At 63.7% G+C, this 15,439-nt stretch carries 14 protein-coding genes, 1 pseudogene and 1 riboswitch; of the genes and pseudogenes, 8 read left to right on the top strand and 7 right to left on the bottom strand.

The genetic code is table 11. The features are described 5' to 3' along the window. Positions 1-21: 21 nt before the first annotated feature. Positions 22-969 (bottom strand): aldo/keto reductase, encoded by a 948-nt coding sequence (locus NKJ94_RS25065; protein WP_352528837.1) that lies wholly within the window; start codon positions 967-969, stop codon positions 22-24. Between the two features lie 447 nt (positions 970-1,416). On the opposite strand from NKJ94_RS25065, the gene NKJ94_RS25060 reads away from it, so the two are divergent. Then, positions 1,417-2,397, top strand: coding sequence for a quinone oxidoreductase family protein (locus NKJ94_RS25060; RefSeq protein WP_352528835.1), 981 nt, complete (start codon positions 1,417-1,419; stop codon positions 2,395-2,397). Between the two features lie 45 nt (positions 2,398-2,442). Here NKJ94_RS25060 and NKJ94_RS25055 read toward each other — a convergent pair. Continuing rightward, a pseudogene (locus tag NKJ94_RS25055) lies at positions 2,443-2,975 on the bottom strand (gamma-glutamylcyclotransferase). A 113-nt stretch (positions 2,976-3,088) separates the two neighbouring features. On the opposite strand from NKJ94_RS25055, the gene NKJ94_RS25050 reads away from it, so the two are divergent. Then, a complete protein-coding gene (locus NKJ94_RS25050; RefSeq protein WP_352528833.1) occupies positions 3,089-4,090 on the top strand; it encodes a DUF2125 domain-containing protein in 1,002 nt (333 codons plus the stop codon). Between the two features lie 32 nt (positions 4,091-4,122). Here NKJ94_RS25050 and NKJ94_RS25045 read toward each other — a convergent pair whose 3' ends face one another. Further along, on the bottom strand, positions 4,123-5,058 hold the full coding sequence (locus NKJ94_RS25045; RefSeq protein ID WP_352528831.1) for a prephenate/arogenate dehydrogenase family protein: 936 nt from the start codon (positions 5,056-5,058) through the stop codon (positions 4,123-4,125). Positions 5,059-5,062: 4 nt separating this feature from the next. Next, positions 5,063-6,172, bottom strand: a complete 1,110-nt coding sequence (gene hisC, locus NKJ94_RS25040) for a histidinol-phosphate transaminase (protein ID WP_352528829.1) — start codon at positions 6,170-6,172, stop codon at positions 5,063-5,065. Between the two features lie 138 nt (positions 6,173-6,310). Continuing rightward, a riboswitch (SAM riboswitch) is annotated at positions 6,311-6,388 on the top strand. Between the two features lie 93 nt (positions 6,389-6,481). On the opposite strand from hisC, the gene metX reads away from it, so the two are divergent. From metX to NKJ94_RS25020, 4 genes are all read left to right on the top strand, one after another. Then, positions 6,482-7,651: a homoserine O-acetyltransferase MetX gene (gene metX / locus NKJ94_RS25035; RefSeq protein WP_352528827.1), complete on the top strand. Its 1,170-nt coding sequence runs from the start codon at positions 6,482-6,484 to the stop codon at positions 7,649-7,651. Between the two features lie 58 nt (positions 7,652-7,709). Continuing rightward, positions 7,710-8,324 carry a methionine biosynthesis protein MetW gene (metW, locus tag NKJ94_RS25030; protein ID WP_352528924.1) on the top strand — a complete coding sequence of 205 codons (615 nt, stop codon included), beginning with the start codon at positions 7,710-7,712 and terminating at the stop codon, positions 8,322-8,324. Positions 8,325-8,566: 242 nt separating this feature from the next. Further along, positions 8,567-9,313, top strand: a complete 747-nt coding sequence (locus NKJ94_RS25025) for an SDR family NAD(P)-dependent oxidoreductase (RefSeq protein WP_352528825.1) — start codon at positions 8,567-8,569, stop codon at positions 9,311-9,313. A gap of 41 nt (positions 9,314-9,354) precedes the next feature. Further along, a complete protein-coding gene (locus NKJ94_RS25020) occupies positions 9,355-10,389 on the top strand; it encodes an RNA polymerase subunit sigma-70 (protein WP_352528823.1) in 1,035 nt (344 codons plus the stop codon). 22 nt (positions 10,390-10,411) lie between these two features. Here the strand turns inward: NKJ94_RS25020 and NKJ94_RS25015 are convergent, their stop codons facing one another. The 3 genes from NKJ94_RS25015 to NKJ94_RS25005 form a co-directional block, all read right to left on the bottom strand. Then, positions 10,412-11,218, bottom strand: a complete 807-nt coding sequence (locus NKJ94_RS25015; RefSeq protein ID WP_352528821.1) for a DUF1194 domain-containing protein — start codon at positions 11,216-11,218, stop codon at positions 10,412-10,414. A gap of 76 nt (positions 11,219-11,294) precedes the next feature. After that, entirely contained in the window at positions 11,295-13,121 is a 1,827-nt protein-coding gene (locus NKJ94_RS25010; protein WP_352528819.1) for an ABC transporter ATP-binding protein/permease, read from the bottom strand. 127 nt (positions 13,122-13,248) lie between these two features. Continuing rightward, positions 13,249-14,019, bottom strand: a complete 771-nt coding sequence (locus tag NKJ94_RS25005; protein WP_352528817.1) for a class I SAM-dependent methyltransferase — start codon at positions 14,017-14,019, stop codon at positions 13,249-13,251. Positions 14,020-14,117: 98 nt separating this feature from the next. Here NKJ94_RS25005 and gloB point away from each other — a divergent pair, with 98 nt between their 5' ends. Continuing rightward, complete coding sequence (gene gloB, locus NKJ94_RS25000) at positions 14,118-14,885, top strand: hydroxyacylglutathione hydrolase (RefSeq protein WP_352528815.1); 768 nt, start codon at positions 14,118-14,120, stop codon at positions 14,883-14,885. A 6-nt stretch (positions 14,886-14,891) separates the two neighbouring features. After that, a complete protein-coding gene (locus NKJ94_RS24995) occupies positions 14,892-15,320 on the top strand; it encodes a cupin domain-containing protein (RefSeq protein ID WP_352528813.1) in 429 nt (142 codons plus the stop codon). Positions 15,321-15,439: the final 119 nt, after the last annotated feature.

The raw sequence follows: 15,439 nt of genomic DNA, 5'->3' as shown, positions 1-15,439 counted from the left end.
ATAAGCAGCTCCAAACCGCGGCTAGGCGCTGGCTTTGTCGAGTTCGGCGATATCGTCCGGGCTGAGCTGCAACGACGCGGCACGAACCAGGCTGTCGAGCTGGTCGAGCGTTGTCGCGCTGGCGATCGGAGCGGTGACGCCGGGGCGCGCCATCACCCAGGCAAGCGCCACTTCCGCCTGCTTGGCCGAATGTCTGCCCGACACGGCGTCGAGTGCTGAAAGAATGCGCATGCCGCGCGCGTTGAGATATCCTTTGACACCACCGCCGCGCGGGCTTTTGCCGAGGTCGGCTTCGCTCCGGTACTTGCCGCTTAAAAAGCCCTTGGCGAGGCTGAAATAGGTGATGACGCCGATGTCCTCGGCCGCGCACAGATCGCGCAGCGGACCATCGAAGGACGAGCGGTCGTAGAGATTGTATTCCGGCTGCAGCACCTCGTAGCGCGGCAGGCCGCGCAGGCTTGCTACGTCGAGTGCGGCGCGTAACTGGGCGGCGTCGAGGTTGGAAGCGCCGGCATAGCGGATTTTGCCCGTGTCGAGCAGTTTCTGGTAGGCGCCGAGCGTTTCTTCATAGGGAGTGGCCGGATCAGGCCAGTGCGACAGATAGAGATCGATGGTATCGACCTGCAGCCGCTTCAGCGAGGCGTCGATGGCCTTTTCGATATAGGCGGCGGACAGATCCCTCTTGCCCTGGCCCATGTCCGAACCGACCTTGGTGATGACGACAACCTTGGCGCGGTTCCCGCGGCTCTTCATCCATTTGCCGATGATGGTTTCGGATTCGCCGCCCTGGTGGCCGGGAATCCAGCGCGAATAGGAATCGGCCGTGTCGATGGCGTTGAGGCCGGCGTCGACAAAGCGGTCGAGCAGGTCGAACGAGGTTTTCTCATCGGCGGTCCAGCCGAACACATTGCCGCCCAGAACCAATGGCGCGATGGATAGGTCGGTGCGACCGAGACGACGTTTCTGCAAGGCTGATCTCCATGGTGATTCATGCTGGGGCGGGTGGGAGCCGCCGACCGGGCTAACCTATGGCGTGCCGCGGCAACGTCAAACGCATAGCCTTTTTTCCAGCCCGCCGGCGCTTCACAAAGCCGCGACCCGCCGCGCCCCGTGTCCAGCCAATGGCTATTGGCTCTTGCATCGAAATTCGCCAGGCGGCAGTCCTACGGCGCGATTTCGGCAATGCCGAGTCTGGTGCCTTCAAGAAGCGTCTTCGCCGCCTCAGGACGCTGGTCCCCGATATCCAAACCAGCATTCTCTGAGGAAACATCTGGCAAATTTAGCACATAGATTGTCAAATCTGCCAATTCTGACTTTTGCCGGCCGGCCGTAAGTTCCGCGGCGCCGACGCAAATCTCGGCGCGGTCTGGCCGGGCCCAGACTGTTTGCCCCGGATCGTTTGTTATGGAGACCGGCATGAAAGCAATTGTATTTGACGCAATCGGCTCGCCGCGCGACGTGCTCTATGTGGACGACCTGCCGATGCCGCGGATCGGCGACGGCGAGGTGCTGGTCAGGATGGTCTCGGCCTCGATCAATCCGGGCGACTTCCTGTTTATCCAGAATCTCTATCCCGAACCGAAGAAGCCGCATTTTCCCCGGCAGAGCGCGGGAAACCATGGCGCCGGCATCGTCGAAGCCGTCGGCGCGAACGTCTTGCTGGATCCGGGCACGCTTGTCGCGTTCAGCTATTATGGCAGTTGGGCCGAGTACGCGGCCATTCCCGCCGAATGGCTGATCCCGTTGCCTGCCGGCTATCCGGTCGAACGCGCCGGGCAGATGGTGAACCCCATTACCGCGTGGGATCTGATGGTGGATTCCCGTGTGCAGCCTGGCCAGTGGCTGGCTGTCACGGCCGGCTATTCGTCGATTTCGACAATGGTGATGCAGTTCGCCCAACGACGCGGCATCAACGTCATCGCGCTGGTGCGGCGCTCGCACCAAAGCTTTGACCTGAAGACGCTTGGCGCCGCCGCCATTCTTGACCTTTCGGACTTGAAGGCAAGCATCCGGGAAGCGGTGATGGATATCACCGGTGGCGCCGGATTGAACGGGATTATCGACAATGTCGGCGGACCTGCCAGCGGCGAATTGATCCGCACCCTGGCGCTCGGCGGGCAGATGGTGATCAATGGCGGCATGAGTGCCGAGCGCTTCGAACTGCACAATTTCGATGTGTTGCTGAGCGGCGTCGAAATCAGGGCGAATATCTATCGCTACTTCTTTTCGCCGCCGGTCGAAGCCGACCGGCCTGTGCTACGCGAGATCATCGACATCTTCGGCCAGCCCGGCTTCCACGTTCCTGTCGGCGGTCTCCACCCGCTGACCGAGTTCAAGCTTGCCGTGGCAAACAGCCTGGATCGCGCCGATCTTGGAAAACAGATTTTCAGGATGTAGCCCGGACCACGACACCGAAAACATCATGGTCAACGATAACAGAAGCTACGTCGCGATCCGTCTTGTCACCTCTTCCAGCCAGTGGTCGCTTATACCCAGTGCTTCGAGGTGCTCCAGCGTGCTGAGCACGTAGTCCTCATTCCTCCCCGACTGGCCGACGGCGCCGCGAACGACGGCCGCCGCCGCCGCCGCGTCGAGTGCACCGGCATATTGCTCATGGCTGCGGTCCACGACATAGGCGATGGCTTCGACCGTCTCGCCCCCATCCGTCTCACTCTTGTCGAGGCGAACGCTGAGCATACGTTCGAGATAGACGTTGGTGACCAGCTCACGTTCGCGCAGATAGGTGATGACCTCGTTGCGCAGCTCGCCTGGAACCTGGAACGCCAGCCCGATGCAGGAGCCGCCGCGGTCGAGGCCGAGCACCAGGCCCGGCCGTTCGCGCGTGCCGCGATGCACGAAAGAATAAACGCAGAGCGAACGGCGTAGCCATGCAGGCGGGCGCGCCGCGTCTCGACATGCGCGAATCCCGGTCGCCAGATCAGTGAGCCGTAGCCAAAAACCCAAAAATCGCCCATATCGCCAAGCCTGATTGTGACGACCACCCCACCGGTGGTGTTTCAGTCCGTCTACCTGTTGTTGCCGCAAGCGACAGCCCACCCATGCCACCCGCGTTAACGAAAGCCGCAGCATGACGTCAAGTGACGAGCGCCCGCCGCCCAACCAACGTCGCCGCCTGTTGTGGCTTGCCGCTTTCATCCTCGTGCTGTTCGGCATCTACAGCGCCGGCTGGTTCTACCTGGCGGACCTGGTCGAGAGCGCAGCCGGCAAGGCGGTGACCGATCTCGACGAAAAGGGCATCAAGGCCGACTGCGCCAATCTCGCGGTCAGCGGCTATCCCTTCAGCTTCACCGTTTCCTGCGACAGTCTGGCTTACGAGGACGACAGCCGCAACGTCGCTGCCTCAACCGGCAAAATCAACGCCGCCACGCAGATCATACGGCTTCTGTCGCCTGCCGCCGAGCTCAGGGGGCCGCTCAGGACCTCGGTTCCCGGCATGACGCCGCTGTGGATCGACTGGGATGATTTGCAAGCCGGCATGAAGCTGTCTTGGCCGCTGCCGAGGCACCTCTCGCTGCAGGCGGAAGGCCTGTCCGGCCAGACCGATCCGGCGGACGATACCGATCCCGTCTCGCTGTTCAGTGCCGGAACCGCCGCAGGGCAATTGCGTCCAAACGGCCAGGATATCGACTATGCCGGCAATTTCACCGATCTCGAAATCGATGCGGCGGCCATCGACGGGCGCGTCTTGCCGCCGTTCGACGGCAGTGGCGACGTGACGCTGAAGAACGGCGTGGCGCTGATCAAGACAAATCCGAAGAGCCTGCGCGGCCAGGCTGCCGAAATCCACAAGCTCGATCTGTCGTCCGGAACTGCGCGCATCACCGTTTCCGGACCGCTGTCGGTCGACGACGACGGTCTCATAAATGCCGACCTGACGATCAAGCTCAACGATCCAAAGGCCGTGGCGGCAATCCTCGCCACCGCCATCCCCGAGCAGAAGAAAGAGATCCAAGCCGGCTTTGCCGGACTGGCGCTGCTCGGCAACCAGCCGTCGATGCCGCTGAAGATCGTCAAGGGCAAGGCCTCGCTCGGCTTCATCCCGCTAGGCAAGATCAAGCCGCTCGATTAGGCGGTCTGGCCTGCGATCGGCTTGCCGCGGGCTTACCCCTTTACCGGGTGTTCGACTGCCTGGCGGCCGAAATCCGGCGCGTCGATGTCCTGGCCCGCCTCGATGATCGAACGGCGGACGGCGCGGGTGCGGGTGAACAGGTCGAACAGTTTTTCGCCGTCGCCCCAGCGGATCGCCCGTTGTAGCGACGCTAGATCCTCGGAAAACCGCGCCAGCATTTCGAGGATAGCGTCCTTGTTGTGCAGGCAGACGTCGCGCCACATCGTCGGGTCGGAAGCCGCAAGACGGGTGAAGTCGCGAAAGCCGGAGGCCGAGTACTTGATGACCTCGGACTTGGTCACCGACTCCAGATCGTCGGCGGTACCGACGATGTTATAGGCGATGATGTGCGGCAGGTGCGAAACGATGGCCAGCGTCATGTCGTGATGCTGGGGGTCCATGGTGTCGATGTTGGAGCCGCAGCGGCGCCAGAATTCGGATAGCTTTTCCAGCGCCTCGGCATCGGTGCCGGGCAGCGGCGTGAAGATGCACCAGCGGTTCTCGAACAGTTCGGCAAAACCGGCATCCGGTCCCGATTTTTCGGTGCCGGCCAGCGGATGGCCGGGAATGAAGTGAACGCCCGCCGGCACATGCGGCTGCATCTGCGCGATCACCGACGCCTTGGTCGAGCCGACATCGGTGAGGATGGCGCCCTTTTTCAGCGCCGGTGCGATCTCCGCGGCGACCGTGCCCGAAGAGCCGACCGGCACCGAAACGATGACCAGATCGGCGTCGCGAACCGCTTCTTCCGCATCCGTCGTGTAGGTGTCGCCAAGGCCAAGTTGGCTGGCCCGCGCCAGCGTCGCTTCGCTGCGCGTCGAAATGGCGACTTGGCCGGCGAGTCCTTCGCGGCGGATGACCCGCGCCAGCGACGAACCGATCAGGCCGATGCCGACCAGCGCGATCTTTTCGAACATCGGTGATGTCATGGTTCTAGCTTTTCAGAAATGTCGCGAGTGCGGCGACAACGCCGCGATTGGCCTCTTCGGTGCCGATGCTCATGCGCAGCGCGTTCGGAAATCCGTAGCCGGAAACCCGCCGCAATATGTAGCCGCGCTGGCTGAGATAGTCGTCGGCGGCCGCCGCCGAATGCTTTTCGTCCTCGGGAAAGTGGATGAGGATGAAATTGCCGACGCTCGGCGTCACCCGCAGCCCGAGCCCGGTCAATTGCTCGCTCAGCCAGGCCAGCCAGGTCTCGTTATGGGCGACGCTGCGCTCGATATGGACGCGGTCGCGGATCGCGGCGATGCCGGCCTCGATCGCCGTCGCATTGACGTTGAAGGGGCCGCGCACGCGGTTGATCGCATCGACGATGTGCATTGGCGCATACATCCAGCCGATCCGCGCCCCGCCAAGGCCCAATTTCGAGAAGGTCCGCGTCATGACGACATTATCGGTGCCGCCCACCAGTTCGACACCGGCTTCATAGTCGTTGCGCCGGACATATTCGGCATAGGCGGCATCCAGCACCAGAAGCACGTTTCGCGGCAGGCCGGCATGCAGGCGGCGCACTTCCTGGAACGGCACGTAAGTGCCGGTTGGATTGTTGGGATTGGCAAGGAAGATGATCCTGGTACGCGGCGTCACCGCGGCCAGTATTGCATCGATATCGGCGCGTTCATCGGTCTCCTTGACCGTCACCGGGACAGCACCGGCCGACTGTATGTAGATCTTGTAGACCATGAAGCCGTGTTCGGTGATGATCGCCTCGTCGCCGGGAGCGAGGTAGGTCTGCGCAAGCAGGCCCAGGATCTCGTCGGAACCGTTGGAGCAGATGATGTTCGCCGGATTGAGCCCATGCACCTCAGCGATCGCTTCCCTCAGGCGCCTGGCGCTGCCGTCGGGATAGACCGCGAGCTTGTCGGCAACCGCGCGCGCGGCCTCTATTGCTTTCGGCGAAGGACCGAGCGGGTTCTCGTTCGACGACAGTTTGTGGACCTTGGCGACACCGGCGGGCGCCGTGCTCTTGCCGGGCACATAGGCTTCGATGTCCATGATGCCGGCGCGGGGCGTTGGACGTGTCTGGTCCGGTGTCTGGCTCATATTATGAAATCCGTCGAGGGTGCCTCCATCCGAAGGCCGCAGCGGAAATACAAGCCATGGCCCGGAATGTCGAGGGGCGGCAATTCAGGATGAAGAACTTGCCGTTGACGAAGCCACGCGCGAGTCATAGAAGAGCAGCGACAGTTCCGTGGTGATTTGGCCGGTCGGCTTGCAGCCACGTTAAACAACTTGCTAAAGGGCCGTTTGCATCTTGTAACCGGCTTTGCGAAGGCATGGCCGGTTTTTTGTTGCCCTGACTGGTTGTTGCCCCAGACCGGCGGACAACTGAAGGCGGGGCAAGGAGATGTGATGGTCGCTCTGCGCGCTCGAAAAACCAACAACGAGGCCGACCAGCCGTCGAGCCCGGTGTTGCGTTTCGGCGCCGACAAGCCGCTCAAGCTCGACGCCGGCACGCTGCTGTCGCCGTTCCAGATCGCCTACCAGACCTATGGCACGCTCAACGATGCGCGCTCCAATGCCATCCTCGTCTGCCATGCGCTGACCGGCGACCAGCATGTCGCCAACACCAATCCGGTGACCGGCAAGCCGGGCTGGTGGGAGGTGCTGATCGGCCCCGGCAAGATCATCGACACCGACCGCTTCTTCGTCATCTCGTCCAACGTCATCGGCGGCTGCCTCGGTTCCACCGGCCCCGCCTCGACCGATCCCGCCACCGGCAAGCCTTACGGGCTCGACCTGCCGATCATCACCATCCGTGACATGGTGCGCGCGCAGCTGATGCTGGTCGAGCATTTCGGCATCGAAAAGCTGTTCAGCGTGCTAGGCGGCTCGATGGGCGGCATGCAGGTGCTGCAATGGGCCTCCAGCTATCCCGAGCGCGTCTTCTCGGCGCTGCCGATCGCCACCGGCGCCCGCCATTCCTCGCAGAACATCGCTTTCCACGAGGTCGGCAGGCAGGCGGTGATGGCCGATCCGGACTGGCATGGCGGCAAATATTTCGAGCATGGCAAGCGGCCGGAAAAGGGGCTGGCGGTGGCGCGCATGGCCGCCCACATCACCTATCTGTCGGAAGCAGCGCTGCACCGCAAGTTCGGCCGTAACCTGCAGGACCGCGAAGCTTTGACCTTCGGTTTCGATGCCGACTTCCAGATCGAGAGCTATCTGCGCCATCAGGGCATGACCTTCGTCGATCGCTTCGATGCCAATTCCTATCTCTACATGACCCGGGCGATGGACTATTTCGATCTCGCCGCCGACCATGGCGGCCGGCTGGCCGATGCCTTCGCCGGCACCAAGACGCGCTTCTGCCTGGTCTCCTTCACCAGCGACTGGCTGTTCCCGACCGAGGAGAGCCGCTCGGTCGTCCACGCGCTGAACGCGGCCGGCGCTTCGGTATCGTTCGTCGAGATCGAGACCGACCGCGGCCACGATGCCTTCCTGCTCGACGAGCCGGAACTGTTCGCCGCCATCAAAGGCTTCATCGCCTCGGCCGCGCGGGCGAGAGGGCTCGGCGCATGACCCCGAAAAGTTGCAGACTTTTCGGATCAGGATCATGCGCCAAGCAGAAGGCGAAGCCATGAGCGTCAACCGCGCCCAGCGCGTCGACCTCGAAGTCGTCGCCGCGCTCATCCCGCCGCAGTCGCGGGTGCTGGACGTCGGTTCCGGCGACGGCCTGCTGCTCGAATTGCTGCAGGAGACCAAGAAGGTCGATGGCCGCGGGCTGGAGCTGTCGCAGCGCGGCGTCAACGAATGCGTGGCGCGCGGCCTGTCGGTCGTCCAGGGGGATGCCGACAAGGACCTCGAATTCTACCCCGACAAGGGTTTCGACTTCGTCGTTTTGTCGCAGACCTTGCAGGCGACCCGCAATCCGAAGCTGGTGCTCGACGAGTTGCTCCGGATCGGCAACCGCGCCATCGTCTCTTTCCCCAATTTCGGCCATTGGCGGGTGCGCTTTTCGCTGCTCTTCAACGGCCGCATGCCGGTGACCAAGGACCTGCCCTATTCCTGGTACGACACGCCCAACATCCATTTCTGCACCATTCGCGACTTCGTCAATCTGTGCGACGAGCTTGGCGCGACCGTAGAAAAGGCAACTGCGCTCGACGCCAACGGCCAGAGGATCGGCTTCTCCATGCCGTGGTGGTTCTGGAACTTTTTCGGTCAGCAAGCGGTGTTTCTGCTGAAACGATAGGTTTAACCGGCAGAAACCACGAACCACTGATCTGCGCGGCAAAACCCACCGTTATCCTGACATTCCGCCTTACATGATCGCTCGGCAGATCATCGCCGACGCGTTTCTTCCGGGCTTCGCGCGGGCCTTGCCGACCATGCCGAGAAAATTTCTGACCAGCACCGATGATTTCGGCACGCCTGCGCTGTCCTTGTCGATGAGCGCGCCTGGATGGTCCGGCGGCTGGGATAGAGAGGTGATCCATGGGATCGTTGCAAAATCAGAATGTCGTCGTCGTCGGAGGCAGCCGTGGTGTCGGCCGTTCGATCGCGGAGGCCGCCCTCAAAGAGAGAGCGACGGTGCTGGCCGTCGCCCGCGGAAAACAGTCCCTGGCGCAATTTGCCTGGGAAATTTCGGGCGTTAAGACGCTCGCGGTCGATGCAACCGTGGACTCCGCCCCCGATCGGGTCTTCGCCGCGCTGGAGCCGGACGTCCTGGTGATCTGTGCAGGCGCGCTGGCCCCTTCCGCGCCGGTGCACGAACAGAACTGGAAGGCGTTCTCCGCAAATTGGGAAACGGACGTCAAGGCGTCGTTCCTGTTTTGCCGGTCCGCTCTGCGGCGTCCGCTCAAGCCGGGAACCCGGATCGTTCTGATCTCCAGCGGCGCGGCCTTGACCGGCGGGCCACCGAATGCCGGCGGCTATGCCGGAGCAAAACGCATGCAGATGTTCCTGGCCGGCCATAGCCAGAAGGAGTCCGATCGGCTCGGCCTCGGCCTGCGCTTCATGGCGCTCGCGCCGATGCGCATCATGCCGGAGACCGGCGTAGGCAAGGCCGGCGTCGACAGTATCGCGGCCTATATGGGCATCCAGCCCGCGGACTTCATCGCCGCCATGACCGACATGCAAACGCCGGCCGATGTCGGACGGGCGGTCGTCGCACTCGCCACCGGCCAGTCGCAAGGCAGTACCTTCATGGTGAGCGGGAGCGGGCTTGCCCCGGCCGCCTGAGGCGCGCGTAATGCAAACCTGACCCGGAACCCGGAAGCCGCATGACAGACGCTCAGCCACCTCTGGAGCCAGCACGCCAGCAAGGCCAGCCGATTCTCGATCGGCTGGCCTTCGAGAAGGTCACGGCGGCGCATCGCCGCGAGCTCAAGCTGCATTGCTACCGCATGATGGGTTCGCTGCACGAGGCGGACGACCTCGTCCAGGACACGTTTCTTCGCGCCTGGCGCGCCAGGTCGGAGTTCGACGGGCGGGGTTCGGTTCGCGGCTGGCTTTACACGATCGCGACCAACGCTTGCCTCAACGCGCTGAAGGCGCGGACCAGGGCGCATCGCATTCTGCAGCAGCCCGGACAACCGCCCTCCCACGGCTCGGCTACAGGCGGGCCGTCGGCCGAAATTACCTGGCTGGAGCCCTACCCCGATGCCGAGCTTCCAGGGCTCGTCGACAGCGGGCCAGGTCCGGAAGCGCGTTACGAGAGCCGCGAAGCCGTCCGGCTCGCCTTCGTCGCCGCGATCCAGGATCTGCCGCCCAGGCAGCGCGCCGCGCTGCTGCTTTCCGACGTGCTGGGGTGGTCGGCTGTCGAGACGGCGCGTTTGCTGGGCGGATCGACGGCTTCGATCAACAGTGCATTGCAGCGCGCCCGCGCAACGCTTGCGGCGCGTTACCCTCAGGGACGGCCCGAGGCCCGATCGCGGCCCAATCCAGAAGAAGGACGACTGCTCGAGCGTTACATGCAGGCCTGGCAAGCCGCCAATCTCGACAGCTTGATCGAGCTGCTGCGTGAGGACGCCACCTATCACATGCCGCCCTGGCGCGAATGGTATCAAGGCCGGGAGGCGATCCGCGGTTTCTTCGAGACCGTCTGGGGGAATTTTGGCGGCTTCCGCACGGTGGCCACCGCAGCCAATGGCCAGCCGGCGGTCGGGGTCTATTCCCGCAGTCGCGATGACCCGGCGTGGCGGGCCCATTCCCTGCATGTGTTCGAGCCCGCTGAAGGCGGAATCGCCTCTTTGACGATCTATGTCGGGCCGCTCGGCCCCAGTCTGTTTCCGGCCTTCGGCCTGCCGCCGGCCTAGACTTGGCCCCTGCGGCAAGGTCTTAGCGGTCAAGTTCAGGGAAATACGGGTCCGAGAAAAACCGGCGGTCGCGCTCGCCCTGCAGACAGTCGATCGGCGCGTCGATGCGGATCGTCCTCAGGTCCTCCTTGGGATACTCGATGCCGCTGACCTCGAGCACCAGCTTGCGGCGGATGGCGGTGGCGAATTCGGAAGCCGCATAGATCGGCAGCACGAAGGAGCCCGGCCCGCCGGTGACGCATTCGGCATAATACCGGTCGAGATGGCTGAAGGTGGGTGACGGGCTGATCAGGATCGGTAGCCCGTTAATGACGATGCCCTTCGCCAGCGCCGCGTCGCGCGCCGTTGTGACCGGCAAGCCGCTATTGTTTGGGCCGTCGCCCGAGACATCGATGACGCGGCGTTTGCCGACGAAGGTCATGCCGTCGAAAAGCGCGGCGCCGAAGGCAAGTGCGCCGGAAATCGAGGTGCCGCGAAAGCTCCTGAACGGGCGGGCCGCGATCTTGTCGGCGAAAGCGTTGGCGCTCTCCTTGCTGTCGATGACCTGCCAGGCAATGACCGCATCGTCGCGGATGGTGCCTGCCCATTCGAAATAGGTGATGGCGATGCGGCCGGAGGTGCCGGCACGCGCGGCGTTGATGAAGTCGGGATGGCGCAGCGCCGCGACATAGCCGGCGCGCTGCAGGGCAAACTCCCTTTCATCCATCGACTGCGAAATGTCGACGGCCAGCACCAGCTCGACGTCGACGGCAACGGCATCGGCGGGCGCGGCCACAGGTGCTGCCGGGGCGCAGGCAAGGCAGGCGAGCAGGGTGAGAGCGTCAAGCATGGTCGGTCGGAACGTTCCCATCTGAAACGATCGCGACAGTTTTTCGCCGCGATCGCGGCGAAATAAAGCTTGGCTTCTATTTCTTTCGGCCGGCCGAGGCGGTAGCCGGGGGCGGTTCGATGGCGCCTGCCCTGACACGGGCCGGCTTGAGGGCCGGTTGGCCGGCATCCTTGAGGATGGTCAACGCCCGCGGGAAGAAGCGGATATTTTGCTGGCCGCGGCCGATATTGAGGATCGCGGCGTCGGGAAGGCGCTTCTCCAGCATCGACAGCACTTGCCTCAGCGCCGCGCCGTCGAACGCATCCAGCGCCTCGTCGATGATCACCCATTTCGGTCGCCGCAAGGCGAGCCTGGCAAAAGCCAGCAGACGCTGCTCGTCGTCGCTGAGCTCACGCTCCCAGCGTGCCGAGCGATCGAGCGAGGACGACAGGCGTTGGAGCCCGACCTCGGCCAACGCTGCCGAAATCTCGGCATCGCTCACGGTTGCCGCGCCATCTGAATGGTTGAGCACCTCGCGCAGCGTGCCAAGCGGGAAATAGGGGGTACGCGGAACAAAGATCGGCGCTTCTCCGGCCGGCATGCCGATCCGTCCGCTGCCCCATGGCCACAAACCGGCAATGGCGCGGAAGAACAGCGTCTTGCCGGCGCCCGGATCTCCGGTAATCATAACGCGGTCGCCGGCGCGGATTTCGACATGCGGCTCGGCAAGCTTGGTGCATCCGTCCGGCGAGGCAATCTCAAGTTTCTCGAAGGTCAGGCTGCCGTCCGGGTTTTCGCCGAAGGCGATGCGCCTTTCCGTATCGTGCAGCGCGTCGGTGTCGCCAAGCGCGATGCGGAAGTCGGCGACCCGCATCAGCGTGGCGCGCCAATCGGCGATACCGCCGATATTGTTGATGAACCAGCGCAGCGAGGAATGGACCTGGTTGAAGGCGCCGACTGCCATCATCAACCCGCCAAAGCTGATATCGCCGGCAAAATAGACCGGTGAAGCGACGAGGATCGGCGCGACGACAGTGATCCAGCCATAGGTATCGGTAACCCAGGAAAGATTGATCTGGGCGCTGTAGATACGCCGCATGGCGCCCAGCACCATGCCAAGGTCGAACTCGAGCCGGCGCCTGGCATCGGCCTCGCCATGCGCAAGCGCGATGGCATCGACATTCTCGTTGACGCGAACCACCGAGGAGCGCAGCTCCGCTTCACGCGTATAGCGATCGTTGTTGAAGCGGATCAGCGGCCGCCCGACCAGCCAGCTCAACCAGGAGGCGGTGCCCGCATAGAGGATCGCCGCCCAGACCATGTAGCCGGGTATGGCCAGCGAATGGCCGCCTATATGGAAGACGAAGCCGGAAGACAACGACCACAAGACGCCAACAAAGGAGGCAAGCAGGATGCAGGACTGCAGCAGGCCGATGCCGAGACCGGTAGAAAGATCGGAGAGATGCCCGGCATCCTGTTGCAGGCGCTGGTCGGGATTGACGCCGATGGCGCCGGCATGGGTCAGTCGGAAGGCGCGCGCCGGCCGCATCCATTCGCCGATCAGGTCGAGCGTCAGGGCCTCGCGCAGCTTCAGGCGGAGCATCTGGTCGAGCCAGGTCTGGCCGACATTGAGCACCACAAGCCCGCCAGCGATGCCGGCAAAGACCAGAAGCTGATGCAGGAAGCCCTGCATGTCGCGCCGCGCCAGCGCGTCGTAGAAAGGCTGATTCCAGCGATTGAGCAGAACCTGCCCGATCGAGCTCGCCACGATGACAGCGACGATGCCGATCGCTGCCCAAAGCAATTGTTTTCGCACTGGCGAGGTGGTCAGCGCCAATTTGATCGTTGCCAGTTGCTCACGCAGGCTGCTGGCTTCGATCGACGTGGCAAGCGTCTGGGCCTCGACATCCGGATGATCAGCCATGAGTGGATCCTTGCATTCGGAGCAATGCCAAACCGGTCACAGGGATCGGCCGCACGGCCTTCAATCGGACAGCAAATCTGATATCGTCAGATAGGCGTGAAAAAGCACGTCTCGGATCACGAACGCGTCATCCTGGCGGTGCCGGGTGTTCGGCCTGTGACAGCCGGCCGAGCGTCGGCGCGCCGTGCGGCGAGAGAACCGGCACGAAGACGCGGCGGGAAGCGCGCTGGGCGACCGGCACGCCCTGATAGAGCCGCTTCTGCGCCTCGACGACGATGACGCCGGAGAAGATCGGCCAGAAGCGCCGGCCGGCACGTTCCAGCACATTGTGGAACCGCATCATGAAGCGTCGCGGCGACGGCGGGAAGAACAGCGCATCGGACCATGCGGCCGGGGTGAAATTCGCTTCGCGCAGCAATTCGGTCAGCTGGCCGCGCGAGAACGGCCGGCCATTGCCGAAAGGCGTATGCTCGAAGCGCGCCCAGACGCCGCGCCGGTTGGGCACGACGATGACGACACGGCCGGCGGGCGACAGCACCCGCCAGATTTCGTTCAGCGTCTCGCGCGGGTTCTCGACATGTTCGAGCGAATGGACGAGCAGCATGCGATCAATGCAGGAATCGACCAGCGGCAGCTCCTCGTCGAAGACCAGCGCCGTCGCCGTCGGCCCCGTCGCCGGCCAGACCACCGCCCCCTGCGTTGCCGGCATGAAGGCGAAGACACGCTCGGCATCGCTGCCGAAGCGCTCCAGCCAGGGCAAGGTGTAGCCAAGGCCGACCAGCCGCTCGTTGGGCACGACGGCCCATATCGAGGACAGCGCCATGGTGATCGAGCGCTCGGCCAGGCGCCCGAGAGTGGTCGAATAGAAGGAACGGAGGTCGACAATATCTGAATGCATGGGCGGAACGGTAGCTTCGAAGCAGTTCAAGTTCAACAAAGGCGGATGACATCGTCTGGCCGCCGCCCTATGTCTGCGCCTAGAAACGGAGAGATGTGATGCCCGTCGAGATCGAACAATTCATGTGCCGCAGCGACAATTTCGGCGTCCTGGTGCATGACCCGAAAAGCGGCCAGACGGCGCTCATCGACGCACCCGAGGAGGCGCCGATCCTGGCCGCGATCAAGCGCACCGGCTGGACGCCGACGATGATCCTGACCACCCACCACCATCTCGACCACGTCGAGGCCAATCTGGCGCTGAAGGAGCGCTTCAAGCTGCGCATCGTCGGGCCGGAAGCCGAAAAGGCAAAGATTCCCGGCATCGACGAAACCGTCGAGCAAGGCTCGGTCGTCCACCTCGGCGATGAGCGGATCGAGGTCATCGCCACACCCGGCCACACGGCGGGTCATGTCACGTATCATCTGCCGGCGTCGAAAGTGGCATTCGCCGCCGACACGCTGTTTGCGCTCGGCTGTGGGCGGCTGCTCGAATGCAAGCCGCCGGTGATGTACGAATCCCTGAAAAAGCTCGCGGCGCTGCCGGCCGACACGGTCGTCTATTGCGGCCATGAATATACGCTGGCCAACGCCCGTTTCGCGCTCACCGTCGACCCGACCAATTCGGCGCTGAAAGAGCGCGCCGCCAAGATCGAGGCGCTGCGTGCCGACGGCAAGCCGACGCTGCCGACGACGATCGGCGAGGAACTGTCGACCAATCCGTTCCTGCGCTGGCACGATCCGGCGATCCGCAGGCATCTCGGCCTGGAGAAGGCCTCCGATGCCGAAGTGTTCGCCGAGATCCGCAAGCGCAAGGACAATTTCTAAGCGGCCATGACCAGTTCCGCCGAAATCATCGCCCTGCTCGGCCTGAAGCCGCATCCGGAAGGCGGCTGGTATGCCGAGACCTTTCGCGATGGCGCGGAAGGTGCCCGCGGCCATTCGACGGCGATCTATTTCCTTCTGGAGAAGAACCAATTGTCGGCCTGGCACCGGGTCAGGGACGCGGCGGAGGTCTGGCACTTCTATGACGGCGCGCCGCTGGCGCTCTCGATACATCGAGAAGACGGTCCCGTTATCGAGCAGATCCTCGGTACGGCGCTTGCCGCGGGCGAGCGGCCGCAGATTGTCGTGCCGGCGGGCTGGTGGCAGTCGGCACGCAGCCTCGGCGAATGGACCCTGGTCGGCTGCACCGTGGCTCCGGGCTTCGATTTCGCTGCCTTCGAACTCGCCGAACCCGGCTGGCAGCCGGGAACGCCCTAGGTGTTTGATCTCAGGCTTTAATGGCGCACCATTGTCGTCCGAATCAAAGGACGCGCTATGGGACAGATTCTACACGGCCGCGCCACGACGACAGAGGCGGTCCGTCGAGCAATACAGCA

Source organism: Mesorhizobium sp. M0060 (assembly GCF_040323155.1).
GTDB lineage: Bacteria > Pseudomonadota > Alphaproteobacteria > Rhizobiales > Rhizobiaceae > Mesorhizobium.
This window is presented reverse-complemented; position numbering and strand designations above follow the sequence as displayed.